This is a genomic window from Dactylosporangium sucinum (assembly GCF_014647515.1).
Classification (GTDB): domain Bacteria; phylum Actinomycetota; class Actinomycetes; order Mycobacteriales; family Micromonosporaceae; genus Dactylosporangium; species Dactylosporangium sucinum.
Genome location: NZ_BMPI01000011.1, coordinates 129,155 through 145,192 on the forward strand (window position 1 = coordinate 129,155; position 16,038 = coordinate 145,192).

General features: G+C 73.2%; 17 protein-coding genes and 1 pseudogene. 3 read left to right on the forward strand and 15 right to left on the reverse strand.

The window, feature by feature from the left end; all coding sequences use genetic code 11:
* Positions 1-66: 66 nt before the first annotated feature.
* Together IEZ31_RS13735 and IEZ31_RS13740 are read left to right on the forward strand one after the other, a co-directional pair.
* Positions 67-2,067 carry an amylo-alpha-1,6-glucosidase gene (locus IEZ31_RS13735; protein ID WP_190250193.1) on the forward strand — a complete coding sequence of 667 codons (2,001 nt, stop codon included), beginning with the start codon at positions 67-69 and terminating at the stop codon, positions 2,065-2,067.
* A 25-nt stretch (positions 2,068-2,092) separates the two neighbouring features.
* Positions 2,093-3,478: a glycosyltransferase family 4 protein gene (locus IEZ31_RS13740; protein WP_190250194.1), complete on the forward strand. Its 1,386-nt coding sequence runs from the start codon at positions 2,093-2,095 to the stop codon at positions 3,476-3,478.
* Positions 3,479-3,485: 7 nt separating this feature from the next.
* Here IEZ31_RS13740 and IEZ31_RS13745 read toward each other — a convergent pair whose 3' ends face one another.
* The 12 genes from IEZ31_RS13745 to clsA form a co-directional block, all read right to left on the reverse strand.
* Positions 3,486-4,097 (reverse strand): DUF2461 domain-containing protein, encoded by a 612-nt coding sequence (locus tag IEZ31_RS13745; protein WP_190250195.1) that lies wholly within the window; start codon positions 4,095-4,097, stop codon positions 3,486-3,488.
* 4 nt (positions 4,098-4,101) lie between these two features.
* Entirely contained in the window at positions 4,102-4,740 is a 639-nt protein-coding gene (locus IEZ31_RS13750; RefSeq protein ID WP_190250196.1) for a DJ-1/PfpI family protein, read from the reverse strand.
* On the reverse strand, positions 4,728-5,675 hold the full coding sequence (locus tag IEZ31_RS13755) for a GlxA family transcriptional regulator (RefSeq protein ID WP_229834932.1): 948 nt from the start codon (positions 5,673-5,675) through the stop codon (positions 4,728-4,730). The genes IEZ31_RS13750 and IEZ31_RS13755 overlap by 13 nt, the downstream gene beginning before the upstream one ends.
* Positions 5,676-6,311: 636 nt before the next feature.
* Complete coding sequence (locus IEZ31_RS13760) at positions 6,312-6,860, reverse strand: MerR family transcriptional regulator (RefSeq protein WP_190250198.1); 549 nt, start codon at positions 6,858-6,860, stop codon at positions 6,312-6,314.
* Between the two features lie 822 nt (positions 6,861-7,682).
* The gene (locus IEZ31_RS13765; RefSeq protein WP_190250199.1) at positions 7,683-8,147 is read right to left on the reverse strand and encodes a bifunctional nuclease family protein; all 465 of its coding nucleotides are present in this window, start codon (positions 8,145-8,147) and stop codon (positions 7,683-7,685) included.
* 190 nt (positions 8,148-8,337) lie between these two features.
* Complete coding sequence (gene ftsR, locus IEZ31_RS13770; protein ID WP_229834934.1) at positions 8,338-8,979, reverse strand: transcriptional regulator FtsR; 642 nt, start codon at positions 8,977-8,979, stop codon at positions 8,338-8,340.
* Positions 8,980-9,055: 76 nt separating this feature from the next.
* Positions 9,056-9,496, reverse strand: coding sequence for an oxoglutarate dehydrogenase inhibitor Odhl (gene odhI / locus IEZ31_RS13775; protein WP_190250201.1), 441 nt, complete (start codon positions 9,494-9,496; stop codon positions 9,056-9,058).
* Between the two features lie 171 nt (positions 9,497-9,667).
* Positions 9,668-10,051, reverse strand: coding sequence for a glycine cleavage system protein GcvH (gene gcvH, locus IEZ31_RS13780; protein WP_190250202.1), 384 nt, complete (start codon positions 10,049-10,051; stop codon positions 9,668-9,670).
* Positions 10,052-10,065: 14 nt separating this feature from the next.
* Positions 10,066-10,779, reverse strand: coding sequence for a DUF881 domain-containing protein (locus tag IEZ31_RS13785; RefSeq protein ID WP_190250203.1), 714 nt, complete (start codon positions 10,777-10,779; stop codon positions 10,066-10,068).
* Positions 10,776-11,108, reverse strand: coding sequence for a small basic family protein (locus tag IEZ31_RS13790; protein ID WP_190250204.1), 333 nt, complete (start codon positions 11,106-11,108; stop codon positions 10,776-10,778). Before IEZ31_RS13790 ends, IEZ31_RS13785 begins: the two co-directional genes overlap by 4 nt.
* Positions 11,105-11,968 (reverse strand): DUF881 domain-containing protein, encoded by an 864-nt coding sequence (locus IEZ31_RS13795; protein WP_190250205.1) that lies wholly within the window; start codon positions 11,966-11,968, stop codon positions 11,105-11,107. The genes IEZ31_RS13790 and IEZ31_RS13795 overlap by 4 nt, the downstream gene beginning before the upstream one ends.
* Entirely contained in the window at positions 11,965-12,555 is a 591-nt protein-coding gene (gene clsA / locus IEZ31_RS13800; RefSeq protein ID WP_229834936.1) for a cardiolipin synthase ClsA, read from the reverse strand. The genes IEZ31_RS13795 and clsA overlap by 4 nt, the downstream gene beginning before the upstream one ends.
* A gap of 230 nt (positions 12,556-12,785) precedes the next feature.
* On the opposite strand from clsA, the gene IEZ31_RS13805 reads away from it, so the two are divergent.
* On the forward strand, positions 12,786-13,673 hold the full coding sequence (locus IEZ31_RS13805) for a hypothetical protein (RefSeq protein WP_190250207.1): 888 nt from the start codon (positions 12,786-12,788) through the stop codon (positions 13,671-13,673).
* Here IEZ31_RS13805 and IEZ31_RS13810 read toward each other — a convergent pair.
* From IEZ31_RS13810 to IEZ31_RS13820, 3 genes and pseudogenes are all read right to left on the reverse strand, one after another.
* Positions 13,633-14,460 (reverse strand): class I SAM-dependent methyltransferase, encoded by an 828-nt coding sequence (locus IEZ31_RS13810; protein ID WP_190250208.1) that lies wholly within the window; start codon positions 14,458-14,460, stop codon positions 13,633-13,635. The two genes, IEZ31_RS13805 and IEZ31_RS13810, sit on opposite strands and share 41 nt — an antisense overlap.
* On the reverse strand, positions 14,453-15,202 hold the full coding sequence (locus IEZ31_RS13815; RefSeq protein ID WP_190250286.1) for a nucleotidyltransferase domain-containing protein: 750 nt from the start codon (positions 15,200-15,202) through the stop codon (positions 14,453-14,455). Before IEZ31_RS13815 ends, IEZ31_RS13810 begins: the two co-directional genes overlap by 8 nt.
* 159 nt (positions 15,203-15,361) lie before the next feature.
* A pseudogene (locus IEZ31_RS13820) lies at positions 15,362-16,015 on the reverse strand (nucleotidyltransferase domain-containing protein); the annotation flags it as partial.
* Positions 16,016-16,038: the final 23 nt, after the last annotated feature.

Genomic DNA, 16,038 nt, shown 5'->3' on the forward strand with positions numbered 1-16,038 from the left:
GCCGTGGCGCGGGTTTGAAGCAAGGGGGTTCAGATCATAGTTGGGCACATGCCCCCAGGATCGGTGATGACCTTCGGTCCGCATGCCTGTTCCACGGCCGCGGGATTCGAGGCTGAATGGCTGGTCACCGACGGACTCGGGGGATACGCGACCGGCACCGTCGCGGGACTGCGCACCCGGCGGTACCACGGCCTCCTCGTCACTCCCGACCGCCGGCTCGCGCTCGCCGCGCTGGACCCGGTCCTGACCCTGCCCGGCGGCGCGACCGTCCGCCTCGCGGTGCACGAGTGGGCCTCCGGTGCGCTGGACCCGTCCGGCCACCATCACCTCGAGCAGTTCGAGCTCGCCGACGGTGTACCGCGGTGGCGCTGGCGCATCGGCGAGATCGTGCTCGAGCGCGAGGTCGCGATGGTCCACGGCCGCAACGCCGTCGCCGTCACCCACCGCCTGGTGAGCGCGCCGCCCGGCGCCACGGTCGAGCTGTCCCTCACCGCGCTGTGCACCTGGCGCGACGCCGACGCCGAGCGCGACCGCACGTCGGCCTCGCCCGACGTGGTGATCCTCGACGACGGCGGCATCGAGGTCGAGAGCGCCTACCGCGTCCACGGGCCGGGCTTCCGCGCGATCGGGGAGTGGTACCTCGACGCGTACGCCCGCGAGGAGGCCGCCCGCGGGCTCAACGCCGTCGAGGACCTGTGGGCCGCCGGCGCCTTCACCGCCACGCTCGCGGCGGGCGACTCGGCGGACGTGTTCGCGTGCTCCGACGACCTGCCGCCGGCGGGCGCCGCCGCCACGGTCGAGGCCGCCCGCCGCCGGGCCCGCCGGCTGGTGCGCGCGTCCGGCGCCCGCGAGGGGGTGGACCGGGCGCTCGTCCTCGCCGCCGACCAGTTCATCGTGACCCGCGACGGCGCGCCGGCCGTGATCGCCGGCTACCCCTGGTTCGGCAGCTACCTGCGCGACACGATGACCGCCTACGAGGGGCTGTTCCTGCACACCGGGCGGCACGCGGAGGGCCGCCGGCTGCTGCAGGCCCACGCCGACCTCGGCGAGCGGATGCGCGCCACCGAGCTCGGCGACGCCGACGGCCCGCTGTGGTACGTCCACGCCGTCGAGCGCCATGTCGCCCGTACCGGGGACGCCGACCTCGCCGCCGAGCTGCTCCCGGCCGTCGAGAACGTCGTCGCGGCGTACACGAAGGGCACCCGCGACGGCGTCGGCGTCGACCCCGCCGACGGGCTCCTCGTCATCGACGCCGACCACTCGGGCCTGACCTGGATGAACGCGCGTTTCCCGCGCGGTGCCGTCACCCCGCGCGACGGCAAGCCGGTCGAGCTCAACGCGCTGTGGGCCAACGCGCTCGGCGCCGTCTGCGCCCTGCGGGAGCGCTGCGGCCGCGACGCCTCCGTCGTGCAGAGCCGCCGCGACACCGTGCGGGCCCAGGTCGTGAAGCGCTTCCGCGCGCCCGACGGCTGGCTCTTCGACGTCGTCGACGCGCGCCCGGCGCCGTACCCGAAGGGCGGCGGCAGCGAGCACGACGACCCCGTGCTGCGCCCCAACCAGCTGCTCGCGTTCAGCCTGCCGTACGCGCCCGCCGCCGACGAGCCGCACCTGCGCGAGCACGTCCTGCGGGCGGTCGGCGCGACCCTGGTGACCCCGCTGGGCCTGCGCACCCTGGCGCCCGGCGAGTTCGGGTACCACGGCAGCCACCGCGGCGGGGTCGTCCCGCGCGACACGGCCTACCACCAGGGCACCGCGTGGGCGTGGCTGCTGGGGCCGTACGTCGACGCGCGGTGCGCCGCCGGCCTACCGGTGGACGCGACGCTCGCCGGGGTTGAGGCACATTTGAGCGAGTGCGGTCTCGGGTCGGTGAGCGAGATCGCGGAGGGTGACGCGCCGCACCGGGCGACTGGAGCGCCGTTCTCGGCCCGATCGGTCGCCGCGGTGCTCCATGCGCGTGCCGCCATCAGGCAGAACTGCAAGATGCAGGGTGCAGAGCCCACGCAGACGGGAAAGATGAAGTTGGCCCGTGCAGCCGGTCCGCGCAAGCGCCGGAACGCGCTACGGTGACATTCGGCGACGAGAGGCATCCGCTATGCGCGTATTGATGATCGCCTGGAACGTTCCGTCAACCTCGCTGTCCGCGGCGCTCGCCGCGGCCGGCCACGAGATCACCGTGGTGACCCGCGCCGGGTCGGCGCCGGCGCCCGCGGGCGTCCGCGTCGTGCACGCCGCCGCGCTCAGCGGCGACGAGTCCGACACCGCGGATGACCTGGCCCACACGATCGCCGTCAACCACCTGCTGGTGGAGGCGGCGGTGGCCGCGGCGCCGCCGGCGGGCTACGAGGTGATCCACGCGCACGGCTGGCTGGTCACCCACGCCGCCGTCGCGCTCAAGGAGCGCTTCGGGATCCCGGTCGTCGCGTCGCTGCAGGCCACCGAGGCCGGGCGGCACCAGGGGTATCTGCCCGGCGACACCAGCCGGTCGGTGCACTCGGTCGAGTGGTGGCTCGGGTCGGAGGCCTGCCGGGTGATCGTCCCGACCGAGTACCTGCGCTGGGAGGTCCAGCACCTCTTCGACGTCCCCGCCGAGCGGGTCGACGTGGTGCCCAACGGCATCGACCCCGACGTGTGGACCGCGCCGCCGCGGGCCGTGCTCTCGGCGCGGCTGCGGTTCGCGGGCGAGGGGCCGCTGCTGGCGTACGCCGGGCGACTCGTCGAGGAGAAGGGCGTCCAGGACCTGCTGGCCGCGCTCCCGGCGATCCGCGAGCGCCACCCCGGCACCCGCGCCGTCGTCGTCGGCGAGGGCGACTACCGCGGCGCCCTCATCGAGGAGGCCCGCCGGCTCAAGCTGCACCGGGCGGTCAGCTTCCCCGGCCGGCTCGACCAGCTCACCCTGGCCGCCGTGCTGGCGGCCGCCGACGCCTTCGTCATGCCCGCCCGCTACGCGCCGACCGGCACCGTCGCCCTGGAGGCGGCCGCGTCCGGGGCCGCGCTCGTCGTCGCCTCGACCGGCGGCCTCGCCTCGATCGTCGAGCACGGCGTGACCGGCGTCCGCTTCCCGGTCGGCGAGCCCGACGGGCTGGCCGAGGCCGTGGGAGCGCTCCTGGCCGACCCGCTGCTCGCCCAGACCCTGGCCTCGCGGGCCCGGGAGATGGTGCGCGAGCGGCACTCGTGGCACGCCATCGCCGCCCGCACCGCCGCCATCTACGGCACCGCGGTCGACGAGGCCCCGGCCTTCGAGGCGCGGCGCGAGGCGGCCCTGGTCGCCGGCGGCCGGCCGGTCGTGTTCGTGCCGGCGGGCAACCTGCTCGCCGACGCGCCCACGGTGCCGGTCGGGTCGCTCGCCGAGGCCGCCGAGGCCGTGCACGAGGCCGCCTGGCAGGCCGGCGCGTCGGCCGCCCGGGAGGCGCTGCGCGACGAGGGCCTGCTGCGCACCGGCCAGTTCGACGTGGTGATGGCGGCCGTCGAGCGCCGCTGACGACGGTTCAGCCCGTGTGGGCCTGCAGCCACTCCTGGAGGGGGCTGCAGGCCCGGTAGAACGTCACCAGGTGGTCCTTGGCCTTGGCGGTGCCGAGCCAGGGCTTGAGCGGGAACTGGTGCCACGCGATCAGGCCCTTGTGCCGCAGCAGGTGGGCCCGCGGGTGCTCCTTGTCGAACCCTCTCGGGACCGACTTGAGCTGCTCGTGTGAGGTCACCTCGTAGGCCAGGCCGTCGACGATCGCCTGCAGTTGCGCGCCGGAGCTGTCGTCGGCGACCGCCGCGCGGTACCGCTGCAGCTGCGGACTGTCCATCATGTAGACGCCGATGCCGGCCGCCAGGCCGTGGGCGGTCAGCTGCACGTAGCCGCCCCGCTCGAACGACGCCGCGCAGCTGGTCTTGTACGGGGACTTGTCGGCGCTGAACCGCACGTCGCGATACGGCCGGAAGATCTTCGCCGGGCCGAACTCGGGCTCCAGCTCGGCGAGCAGCTCGGTCATCGGCCCGCGCACCTGCTCGTCGTAGACGTCCTTGTGCCTCGTCCAGTACGTCTTGGAGTTGTCGGCCTCGAGCCCCTCGTAGAACTCCAGCGCGTCGACCTTCCAGCCGCGGAATGCCATGTCCTCATCTTCGCAGGACCAGCTGCTCGTTGGCGGTCAGGAACGCCGTCACCTCCCGCGGGGCCTTCGCGGGCGAGCCGGCGTCGAACGGCGGCTGCGGGTCGTACTCGATCGCCAGCTGGATGCCCATGGCGACGGCCTCCCCGGCGATCTCCCGGGCGAGGGTGAGGCCGAGGTCGATGCCGGCCGAGACGCCGGCGGCGGTGGCGTACTTGCCGTCCCGCACGACGCGCTCATCCGCGGGCGTGGCGCCGTGCCTGGTGAGCTCGCTCATCGCCAGCCAGTGACTGGTGGCCCGGCGCCCGGCGAGCAGGCCGGCGGCGCCGAGGATGAGCGAGCCCGTGCAGACGGAGGCGGTCCAGGTGGTGGTGGGATCGATGGTCCTGAGCCACTCGTGGAGCTCCCGGTCCTGCTGCTGGTCGGTGATGTCGGGGCCGCCGGGGACGACGACGACGTCGGCGTTGCCGATGGTGTGGAGTGCTTCGTCCGCATGGAGCGTGAGGAAGCCGGTGTCGGTCTCGACCGGTCCCTTGGTGTGGCTCGCGGTGACGAGCTCGGCGCCCGGGAGGCGGGACAGCACCTCGTACGGGCCGACGGCGTCCAGGGCGGTCATCCTGCGGTACAACACGATCACGATGCGCATCGGAAACGCTCCCTGTAGTCGAGTGGGGCGACGCCCAGCTCCTTGACGAAGGCGCGGCGCATGGCCTCGGGCGTGCCGTAGCCACAGGCCCTGGCGACCTGTTCGATGCCGTCGCGGGTGTCCTCGAGCCGTCTGCGGGCGGCCTCGAGGCGCGCCTGGTCGACGTACCGCCCGGGCGGGACGCCGACCTCCTTCGTGAAACTGCGGCTGAACTGGCGTTCGGAGAGCCTGGCCCGGTCCGCGAGGGCCTTCATGGTGAGATCGGCGTCCGGGTGTTCCATGATGTACTGCTGGATCTCGCGGACCGGGTCGCGCTCGGCGAGCTGCGCCCGCAGCTGGACGCTGAACTGCCGCTGGCCACCGGGCCGCTTGAGGAACATGACGAGGTGCCGGGCGATCTGGAGCGCGGTCCGGCGGCCGAGGTCCTCCTCCACGAGCGCGAGGGCGAGGTCGATCCCGGCGGTGACCCCGGCCGACGTGGCGATGTTGCCGTCCCGGACGAAGATCGGCTCGGGGTCGACGCGGGTGGTGCGGTGCTGCCGCGCGAGGGCCGCGCAGTGGTCCCAGTGGGTGGTCGCCTGCCGCCCGTCGAGCAGGCCGGCATCGCCGAGGATGAATGCCCCGGTGCAGACGGCCATGATTCGCCGGGCGGTGCCGGCGCGCTCCCGGAGCCACCGCGCGACGTCGTCCTGGCCGTGCCGGGTGCCGGCGCCGCCGGGGATGACGATGAGGTCGGCGTGGGTCACCTCGGCGAGGTCGACGTCGGGGAGGACGGTGAGCCCGCTGGAGGTGACGACGGCCCGCTTCCCGACGCTGCCGATGCGGGTCCGGTAGCTGCCGGGAACCCCGACGTTCGCCCCGGCGAAGACCTCGAGCGGCCCGGTGACGTCGAGGCTCTGCACCCCGTCGAACACGACGATGAGGACGTCCTGCACGCTGTCCATCCTCGGGTGGGCCCGCGCCCGCCCACAACGCCACGGATCCCACCTTTCCGGCCATGCACCCGCTGGTTGCCGTTCTCGCCGGTTCGGCGTTCTTGCCGGTTCGCCCGGAAATTGTCGTACGGGTGTTCTAATGTCGGAGCATGGGTGAGGGATGGGAGCTCGACTGGCGGGCCCGGCTGGCCGAGTCGACGGCGGCGTGGCACCGGCGTCGCGCCCACCGCCTCGCGGTGCGGTCGGAGTTCCGGGAGTCGCGCCGGCACGGGCTCCATGCCCGGCATGCGATGCGGCTGGCGCGGCTGGACATGGCTGATCGGGAGCGGGAGGTGGAGGCGGCCGTGGCGGCGACGCCTCCGTTCACGTCGACACCCGAGCCCGCCTCGACACGCAAATGCAAGCCGAAATCCGAGGATGCCCTGACATCCCGGTCCACCTCGCCACCCGATCCGGCCGCTCTTCCATCTCTTCCATCGGAGCCGGCTTCTCCACCGCCGGGCGCACCCGAGCGCCGGGATGCTGCGGCTACCGGTGCTTCCTCCGCGCCGGAAGCGGCTCCCTCTTCCCAGCGAGCGCGCACGCCGGCCGATGAGTGTTCATCGACCGGCGTGCGCGGAGGTGGCAGGTGGTGGCTCAGCCGGCGCGGCGGCGGGCGCGGCGCATGGCGAGCTCGTCCCCGGCGGGGAACTCGGCCGGTGCGCCGGCTGGCGCGACGGGCAGCTCGTCGGCCGCCGTCGCGGCCTCCGCCGGGAGGTGCGAGAGGGTGCCCTCGATCTCCTTGAAGGCGCCCGAGATCGCGATGCCGAACACGCCCTGGCCGCCCTGCAGCAGGTCGACGACCTCCTCGGGGGAGCGGCACTCGTAGACGGTGGTGCCGTCCGAGATGAGCGTGATGCCGGCCAGGTCACCCACGCCGCGCGAGCGGAGGGTGTCGATGGCCTTGCGGATGTTCTGGAGCGACACTCCGGCGTCCAGGAGGCGCTTGACCACCTTGAGGACGACGATGTCCCGGAAGGAGTACAGCCGCTGGCTTCCTGACCCCGTCGCGTCGCGGACGCTCGGCACGACGAGCCCGGTGCGGGCCCAGTAGTCGAGCTGCCGGTAGCTGATGCCAGCCGCATGGCAGGCGGTCGGCCCCCGGTACCCGACGTCGTCCGCGTCGGCCGGGCTTCCCGACATCATGCGCGCGCCTGCGCCACCGGGTGCTCCGGCCGGCCCGCCAGTGGTGCCCGCCGCGGCCTCGGTCCCGCCGGGGTGCGTGGCGCCTCCGGCGTATCCGCCGCGGTCGGCCGGGCTGGTCGGTGCGCCGTGGTCTGCGGGGCCGGTGGGGCCGGTGGGTCCGGTGGGTCCGGTGGGTCCGGCGTGGCCCACGGCCGCCGTGAATCCGCCGCGGCCGGCGGGTCCGGTCGGGTCGGGAGGGCCGCCGGGCAACGCGTCGGCGCGTGCGCCGGGCATCACGTCGGCCGGTGCGTCAGCCGGTTCGACGGCATGACCAGGTGTCCCGGGATCGGGCGGCTGTTGCATTGCGACCCACCTCCAGCGTCAACACCCGCAACCCTATAGCGCACCTTGAGGGTCTGCGGGGAGATAACGCCGCGACACGCCGCGTGTTGGTGCTACCCCACACTGCGCGCGTCACCCGAAGCCCGGCTAATCCACCCCAAACACCCGTCAGGCCCCGACTCTAACCGACACCAACCCCCGCCGGCCCGAACTTCCCCCGCCGAGCGTCCCTTCGTCACCGGACGGACCACGAGATCGCGGACCAACGAGATCGCGGACCCACAAGATCGGGGCACGGCAGGCGCGCCCGAGGGAGCGGCGGGCGGTATGTCGGTGACTGGGCGCTGTGGGCGCGACGGCCGGTCGTTGCCCCGGGCCGGCTTCGGGCGCGGACACCCGAGGACACCGGTAGAGACGGGGCACGCCACGCCGCTCTGGGGGTGTTGTACCCACGCCCACCCGCCGACCGGCCCTCAGGGACGGTCTCGGCGGGGGAGGAGGTCAGCCGGCGAAGTCCTCCGGGCGGACCTGCTCCAGGAACTCGCGGAACTTCTCGACCTCGTCCTCCTGCTCGTCCGGGATGACGATGGCGGCCTCGGTCAGGACCTGGTCCGCGCAGCGGATCGGGGCGCCCACCCGCAGCGCCAGGGCGATGCTGTCGCTCGGGCGCGCCGAGACGCGGACGTTGTCGCCGATCACCAGCTCGGCGTAGAAGATGTTGTCGCGCATCTCCACGATCTCGACCGCGCGCAACGGGGTCTTCAGCGCGGCCAGCATGTCTCGCATCAGGTCGTGGGTCAGGGGCCGGGCAGGCTTCACCCCCTGCTGCTCGTAGGCAATCGCCGTCGCCTCCACCGCGCCGATCCAGATCGGCAGGTAGCGGTCGCCGTCGACCTCCTTGAGCAACACGATGGGCTGATTGGTTGGCAGCTCCACGCGAACTCCGACCACATTCAGCTCTCGCACTGCCGCCTCCGTGTCGACTTGCCTCTCCCTGCACGGTACACGGACCGGACGGCACCTGCGCCACTCGCAAGGCCGCCGGGATCGGGGCAGTGGCGAAGATCGCCCGCGGTGGTCGGGAGGGGCCACAGGAACCGGCCGGTCGATGGCACCGCGCACCCGGCGGGCCGGGTCGGTGCACCGCACAAAACGGTCATTTGCCCAGAATCTCCCGCAGTCCGGCCCGTACCAGAGCGGCGTGCACCCGCTGGGTCAGCGCGGCGAGCTCGTGGACCGTGTCCGCCGCCCGGGCTCGGCCGGACGGACTGTTCTGCCTGGTCAACGGCGTGACGAGCTGGCTGAAGAGGCCGATCTCGCGGTCCGCCGCCGCCCGCTGCGCCCGCAGGTGCCGTGGCTCGACCCCGAACTCGGCCAGCCTGGCGGCGGCGGTGGCCACCTCCAGGGAGTCGGCGTCGTAGCCGTTGCGGGCCCGGATGAGGCCGTACTCCTCGAGGGTCTTCAGCAGTACGTCGTCAAGCCCCGACCGCGACAGCAGCTCGTCGCGCGTGAGGCGCAGCTCCGCCACCGGCGGCTCGGGAGCGGCCGGGCGCACCTCGGTCAGCGGGGCGCTCATCGTCGCCAGATGCTCGCGAATCACCCGCAGGGGGAGGTACTGGTCGCGCTGCGCCGTGAGCACGTAGCGCAGGCGAGCGACGTCCGTCCAGGTGTACTTGCGATATCCGGCCGGGGTGCGGCGCGGCTCGACCAGCCCCTCGGTCTCCAGGAAGCGCAGCTTCGAGATGGTGACGTCGGGGAAGTCCCCGCGCAGGTGGGCGAGCACCTCGCCGATGCTCATGAGACGGTCACCCCGGGTGACCTCGTCACCCGGGGCCGGTGAGTTCCAGGCGGCTGCCGACGCCCCGGTCATCGCCTCAGCTCTCGTCGGGCCGCGGCCCTGCCACGAACACGAGGCGGAACTTGCCGATCTGCACCTCGTCGCCGTTGCTCAGGGTGGCGGCCTCGACCCGCTCACGGTTGACGTAGGTGCCGTTGAGGCTGCCGACGTCGCGGACCGTGAAGGTGCCGCCCTCGCGGTGGAACTCGGCGTGCCGGCGGGACACCGTCACGTCGTCGAGGAAGATGTCGCTGTCGGGGTGACGCCCGCTCGTGGTGACGTCGTGGTCGAGCAGGAAGCGGGCCCCGGCGTTCGGGCCGCGGCGGACCGCGAGCAGGGCCGTCCCGGGCGGGAGGGAGCCCGACACGCGGGTGGGCACCACGTCGGTGTCCGGCCCCTCGATGGCATCCTCAATGGCGCCAAGGTTGAGCGTGGACGTGACGTCGAGCGGGGGAAACTCGTCGTCTGGGCGCGTCATCGAACCACCTCACGGTCGTGTTCTCGGGTGTCTTCCGAGTGCAACGGGACGATCCGCGCGGCCGGCCGCCGCGTGGCAACGTCAAGAACGCATACGGTTGACTGAGCGAGCCTAGTCACGCCCGAAATAACGGGTCAACCGGACGCGCGGCAGCCAGGTCGGAAATAGAGCTCAGGAGGCCTCGGTCAGCTCCCGGTAGGCCGCCGCGTCGAGCAGGGCGTCGACGGCGGCGGCGTCGGCGACCTTGAGCTGGACCAGCCAGCCCTCCCCGTACGGATCGGAGTTGAGCAGCTCCGGCGCGTCCGCGAGCGCGGAGTTGACGGCGACCACCTCGCCGGAGACCGGCGCGTAGATCTCCGACACGCTCTTGGTCGACTCGACCTCGCCGAGGGAGTCGCCGGCGCCGACCGTGGTGCCGACCTCGGGCAGCTGCACGAAGACGATGTCGCCCAGGGAGTCCTGGGCGAAGTGGGTGATGCCGACCTTGAAGGCACCCGCCTCCGCGGGTGCGAGCCACTCGTGCTCGGCCGTGTAACGCAGATCCTCGGGAATCACGTCGGTCCTTCTTCTCAGGCGGGCTTTGCGTATCTCAACTCACCGGCAGTGTGCAACGCGGTCACTCTTACCGGATCCGCTTCGCGCAGAGAAACCGTACCGCCGTGCTGCCGGACGCTGTCCACGACCCCTCCCGGGATGTTCAACGCCGTCCGCATGGTGTCCGGTCCGCCGATCACCATGATCGTATACGGCGCGCTCAGCGTCGACTCGGCGACCAGCAGGCGGCCGTCGCCGCCGTCGGCGAAGTACGTCGAGGCCACGATGCGTACGGCCGCGCCGTTCGCGCCGCCGATCTGCATCGCCTCGGCGCCGGCGCCGCGCAGCTCCTCGATCGCGTCGAGCATCGTCGCCGCCTGGATCGGCTCGGAGCCGGAGTTGAGCGTGACCTCCAGCCCGGGGCCCTCGGCGGGCAGCGTGCCGGCGAGGATGCCCAGCTCGTCGGCGCGCCGGCGGGCCTCGGCGAGCGCCGCGTCGCGGCCCTGGGCGCCCGAGTCGAGCTGGCGGCGGGTCTCCTCCAGGTCGGCGATGTCCCGGCGCAGCCGCTCCTGCTGGGAGTCCAGGTCGGACAGGATCCGCACCAGGTCCTCGGGCCGGGCGGCGGCCAGCTCGGCGTCGGAGTTGCGCGCCTTGAACTGCACCACGAGCGCGAACCCGAGCAGCGCCAGCAGCACGGCGATGATCGTGTTCGCGGCCAGCGGCCGCCGCTGTTCGTAGAGGTTCTTCATGCCTTGAAGAGGTGCCGGCGGATCGCGGCCACGTTGCCGAAGATGCGCACGCCGAGGACGACGACGGCGCCGGTCGACAGCTGCCCGCCGACGCCGAGCTGGTCGCCGAGGTACACGATCAGGCCCGCGACGAGCACGTTGGACACGAACGAGATGACGAACTGCTTGTCGTCGAAGATGCCGTCGAGCTTGGCCCGCACCCCGCCGAACACGGCGTCGAGGGCGGCCACGACGGCGATCGGCAGGTACGGCTGCAGCCCCAGCGGGACGGTCGGCTCCAGGAAGATGCCGGCCGCCACGCCGATCACCAGGGCGATGACCGCGATCATCGGGGACCTCCGGACGGGGACGCGGACGGGGACGGGGACGGTGGGCGCGCGTACCGCAGCGGCGGCTCGGGCGCCGCGGCGAGCGTCAGCTTCGTGCGCTTCTTGACGCTGAACTGCATGCGGTACGAGTCGACGTACCGCTTGAACCTTTTGGCCGTCGGCGAGCCCTCGAACCGCTGGGCCAGGTCGCCCGGCCCGATGGCGGTCACGTCGTACGGGCTGGTGACGGGCTTGAAGTCGACGAGGATCACGCCGCCGGCGGCGCGGATCGTGCTGGTGGCGGTGAGCCGCTGGCCGTTGACCGCGATCGCCTCGGCGCCGCTCTGCCACAGCCCGTTGGCGATGTCCTGCAGGTCGCGGTCGAGCACGATGCCGAGGTTCTCCTCCTTGGCCTGGCCGGTCACCGGGTCGACCTCGGGCGGGGCGTCGACGACCCGCACCACCGCGCCGTCGCCGGTCACCCTGCCGGTGCCCGTGCCGGCGGCGAGCTGCTTGAGCCGGGCCGCGCTGTCGCTGTCGGCGAGGGCGTCGTCGCGGGCCTGGTCGACCTGGGCGCGCAGCTCCTCGGCCTGCCGCTGCAGGTCCTCGGCGGTGTGCTGGCGGGCGCGCACGTCGGCGACGAGGTCGTCGCGGGCCCGGCTGGCGCTGGGCGCCTCGGCGACGGCCTGGTGGTAGGCGACGGCGAGCAGGAACCCGGTCGCGGCGAGCGCCGCCGCCCGGCCCCACCGGCCCCAGCGGGGCGGCGGCTTGCCGGCGGCCGCGGCGGCGGCGTAGCCGGGGTCGAGCGGGGTGCGGAACAGGTCGGCCAGCAGGTCGTCGCGGCGACGCTCGGTGGGTTCGTCGCGGCGGGGCGCCGTCACGACGCCGCTGCTGCCCGGCCGGCGCGCACGTGGAGGCCGGCCTGGATGAAGTAGAAGACGGCGGCCACCCAGTACAGGACGATGCCCCACCACAGCAGCGCCCAGCCGCTCGGCTGCGCCCAGGGATGGGCCCATTCGCTGTACTTCGCCAGCAGCATCATCGGGAAGCCCATGAGCAGGATGGCGGTGGCCGTCTTGCCGACGTAGTGCACCGGCGGCGGGCCGTGGCCCAGGATCCGCAGCACGACGAGGCACAGGACCATGACGGCCTCGCGCGCGATGAGCGCGATCGTGAACCACCAGGGCACCACGTCCTCGAACGTCAGCGCGAAGAGGGTGGCCAGGATGTACAGGCGGTCGGCGAGCGGGTCGAGCAGCTCGCCGAGCCGGCTGACCTGCTTGAGGCGCCGCGCGGCGAACCCGTCGACCCAGTCGCTCAGCCCGCCGACCACCAGCACGGTGATCGCCCAGCCGGTGGCGTCGGTCGCGAGGAACAGATACAGGAACAGCGGCACGCCGAGCAGCCGTAGGAAGCTGATCAGGTTGGGGACGGTAAGGACGGGCCCGAGCCCCTGCCGGTCCACCACGCTCACTTCCCCCCGGCTCGCCTGCAACCGGGGGAATGCTAGCAGCACGGCCGGGTGACCTCGTGGAGGCGCAGCGCGGTGGGCCGGTAGCGTGCGGCGGCATGAGGTTCTCGGTGGCTCTGGTGGCGGTCATCGTACTGGCGGGCTGCGGTTCGCCGCCAGCCAAGTCGCAGTCTCTGCCCGTGTCGTCACCGTCGGTACCGGAGTCATCACTTCCACCGTCCCCCGGGGTGTCCGCGGCCGGCAGCGCCCCCGCCTCGGCCGGGCCGTGCACGATCTTCCCGGCCGACAACGTGTGGCGCGCCGACGTGTCCAAGCTGCCCGTCCACCGCGACTCCGCCGCCTGGGTGGCCAGCATCGGGGCGGCGGCCAAGGGCCACCCGGACTTCGGCACCGGCTACGGCATCCCCGTCACCCAGGTGCCAGCCGGCCAGGCGAAGGTGAAGGTGTCGTTCGAGTACGCCGACGAGAGCGACCCCGGCCCGTACCCGATCCCGCGCGACGCCCGGATCGAGGGCGGCGCCTCCGCGGACGGCGACCGGCACGTGATCGTGTACGACGCCGCCGCCTGCAAGGCCTACGAGCTGTACGCGGCCCACCCGAACGCCGACGGGTCGTGGAAGGCCGGCTCGGGCGCCGTGTTCGACCTGCGCGGCAACAAGCTGCGCAAGGCCGGCTGGACGTCGGCGGACGCGGCCGGGCTGTCGGTCCTCGCCGGGCTGGCCCGCGCCGACGAGGCCGCGGCGGGGCGGATCGACCACGCGATCCGGTTCACGGCGCCGAGGACGCGCAAGCAGTACGTCTGGCCCGCCCGGCATGCCGCGAGCGCCGCCACCGACGCCGCGCTGCCGCCGATGGGGGCCCGGTTCCGGCTCAAGGCGTCGGTCGACGTCTCGCGGTTCCCGCCCCAGGCGCGGGCCGTCGCGCAGGCGCTGAAGACCTACGGCGCGATCCTGGCCGACAACGGCTCCCCGTGGTACTTCACCGGCACCCAGGACGCGAAGTGGAGCAACTCGCAGCTGGACGCGCTCAAGACGCTGAAGGGCTCCGACTTCGAGGCGGTCGACGCCTCCCTGCTCATGGTCGAGGCGGACTCGGGGCGCTGCCGGAAGCTCTGACAGCGGCGGCGGTACCGCCGGCCGCCCGCAGGCCGACGGTGAGGTCCCCGGCGTCGGGGTGGTACGCGTGGTCGACCACCCACCGGTCGGTGATCGCGGCCGCGATCCGGGCGATCGTGGCCGCGTCGACGTACAGCTCGTCGGGCGCCTTGTCGGCCGCCCGCCGGTGCGCGCTGAGGAAGGTGGCGGCGGCCGCTCGCGCGGAATTGTCGTACATGGCCTCCAGAATGGGGAGGAAGTAGAGGGGGTCGTCCGGGTCCTGGAACTGGAAGATCCCACTGGCGAGCACGTAGTCGTAGGTGCGCTCCGGCCGGAAGTCGAGGTCGACCAGGCGGACGTCCGGCACACCGCGGCTCGACGCCAGCTCGACCATGCGCGGGTCGATGTCTGTCCCCACGTAGGTGAACGGGAGGTCCAGTTTGGTGAGGTGGAAGTAGAGGTCGCCGGGGCCGCACCCCCAGTCGAGGACGGTGCCGCCGGCGAAGGCGGTGGCGCGCAGCAAGGCGTCGAAGCGGATCCGCTGCAGCGCGGCACTGCCCCAGCCGGCCAGCCGCCAGGCCGGGTCGACCCCGCCGGCTCCGCCGAGCGCGGCGGGCCCGCCGAGTGGGCCCTCGGTGGACCCGCCGCGCAGGCCCTCGGTGGACTTGGCGGGCTCGTTGGGCTCGTTGGGCTCGTTGGGCGCACTGGGCTTGTTGGGCGCGCTGGGCTCGGTGGGCTCGGTGGCGAACAGGTCGTCGTGGAAGGCCGAGATCAGGGACGCCCGGACCGTGGTGCGCCGGTCAGGCATGGCCGAGGCGGGTTCGGATCAGGAGGGCCTCCAGGGCGTCGCCGGCCGACGGGGCCGCCGGGAGGGCGGAGGTGTCGCGGGCCGCTTCGAGGGTCGCGGTCAGGGACTCGACGTCGTCCGCCAGGCGGTCGCGGCTGACCAGGTCGGCGGGGAGGAGGTGATGCTCGCCGGCCCGCTTCGCCTCGATCATGTCGGCGATGTACGGGAGGGATGCCAGCGGGCGGAGGTCGGCCTGGATCTCGCCGGTGCGCATGAGGTGGATGCCGGTGTGCAGGACGCGCAGGGTGTACAGGGCGGGCTTCAGCTCGCCGGTCTTCTGGAAGAGCTGCCACTGGCCGGCCGCGAAACCCAGGTAGTGGTGCGCGTGCCGGGAGGTGACGCAGTGGCGCGACAGGGCGGCCAGCTCGTCGTGCAGCTCGGAGGTGCGCACGACCAGCGGTGAGAGTAGCTGCTCCAGCACGTAGCCGTTGGGCCTCAGCAGCAGCCGGATGAACTTCGCGAGCTCCTGGGCGACCACGTCGAGCTCCATGCAATCGCGTTCGCCGCCGGACTGGACGGTCTCCGGGCCGGTGTGCAGGCCGACCACCTCGGCGAGCGGCAGGAGGTGGCACGCGCGCAGGTCGAGGTCGGAGTCCACGGACGCGAAGCCGTACAGGTGCGCGCCGCTCACTGTGGCGAACACCACCGGGTACGCCAGCTCGTCGACCACCTCCCCGGCCCAGCCCGGCACGCCCGCCGCCACCGCCGCGGGAGGGAGGGGCGCAAGAGAGAGGGTCGCGGGAGCAGAGGTCGCGGGAGCAGGAGTCGCGGGAGCAGAGGCGGTGGGAGCAGAGGCCGTGGGCGTCCGGTGGGCGAAGGGCGCTGCGGAGCGCGCGGGCGCCGACGTGGTTGCCGACCGGGAGCGGGCTGTGACCAGGAACGCTTCGACCGTGGCGTGGTCGGGGGCGTCCGGGAGGGTGGTCGATGCCGCCGCCGACTCCAGGTCTGCTTCCAGGGACTCGGCCAGGGTCGCGAATGCCTCCCAGGTCAGGTCGCCCCGGCGGATGGACAGGAGTTCCTCGCGCCACCGGGTGACGTCCACCAGGATCTCGGCCTCGCGCAGGACGTGGGCGCCCGCCCGCAGGAGGCGGGCCATGTGCATGGCCTGCTTCCACCGCACCTGGCCCGTCTTCGCCCGGGTCGTGGTCAGCTTGGCCAGCTGGTCCCTGGCGTAGTCGCCGTACGTGCGCGCCGTGCGGCGGGACAGGAACGCCGCGCGGATCGACAGCAGGTCGCGGCCCGCCTCCGTCACCCGCTCGACCAGCGGGGACCACAGGCACTCCAGGACCGTGGGATTGGCCGACAGGGCCAGGGTGCAGGCCCGTTCCAGCTCCCAGCTGAACTGCTCCGGCAGCGGGCCCTCCACGTGCGTCGGGGGCTTCCGTAGCGGCCAGAAGGACGGGGTCGGGGCCTGGAACACGCCGCGGCGGTCCGTGTCGGACGACTCGCCGGCCAGGCCGTAGGCGCGGGATCCGACGATGGCGGAATAGATCGTGTGCGACGCCACGATGGTCAGATCATGCACGGTTGGTAGCCTAG

Coding starts and splice junctions, on each gene's coding strand:
- IEZ31_RS13735 (WP_190250193.1), top strand. CDS start 67: ATGACCTTCGGTCCGCATGCCTGTTCCACGGCCGCGGGATTCGAGGCT.
- IEZ31_RS13740 (WP_190250194.1), top strand. CDS start 2,093: ATGCGCGTATTGATGATCGCCTGGAACGTTCCGTCAACCTCGCTGTCC.
- IEZ31_RS13745 (WP_190250195.1), bottom strand. CDS start 4,097: ATGGCATTCCGCGGCTGGAAGGTCGACGCGCTGGAGTTCTACGAGGGG.
- IEZ31_RS13750 (WP_190250196.1), bottom strand. CDS start 4,740: ATGCGCATCGTGATCGTGTTGTACCGCAGGATGACCGCCCTGGACGCC.
- IEZ31_RS13760 (WP_190250198.1), bottom strand. CDS start 6,860: ATGATGTCGGGAAGCCCGGCCGACGCGGACGACGTCGGGTACCGGGGG.
- ftsR (WP_229834934.1), bottom strand. CDS start 8,979: ATGAGCATCGGCGAGGTGCTCGCCCACCTGCGCGGGGACTTCCCCGAC.
- odhI (WP_190250201.1), bottom strand. CDS start 9,496: ATGACGCGCCCAGACGACGAGTTTCCCCCGCTCGACGTCACGTCCACG.
- IEZ31_RS13785 (WP_190250203.1), bottom strand. CDS start 10,779: ATGAAGAACCTCTACGAACAGCGGCGGCCGCTGGCCGCGAACACGATC.
- IEZ31_RS13790 (WP_190250204.1), bottom strand. CDS start 11,108: ATGATCGCGGTCATCGCCCTGGTGATCGGCGTGGCGGCCGGCATCTTC.
- IEZ31_RS13810 (WP_190250208.1), bottom strand. CDS start 14,460: ATGCCTGACCGGCGCACCACGGTCCGGGCGTCCCTGATCTCGGCCTTC.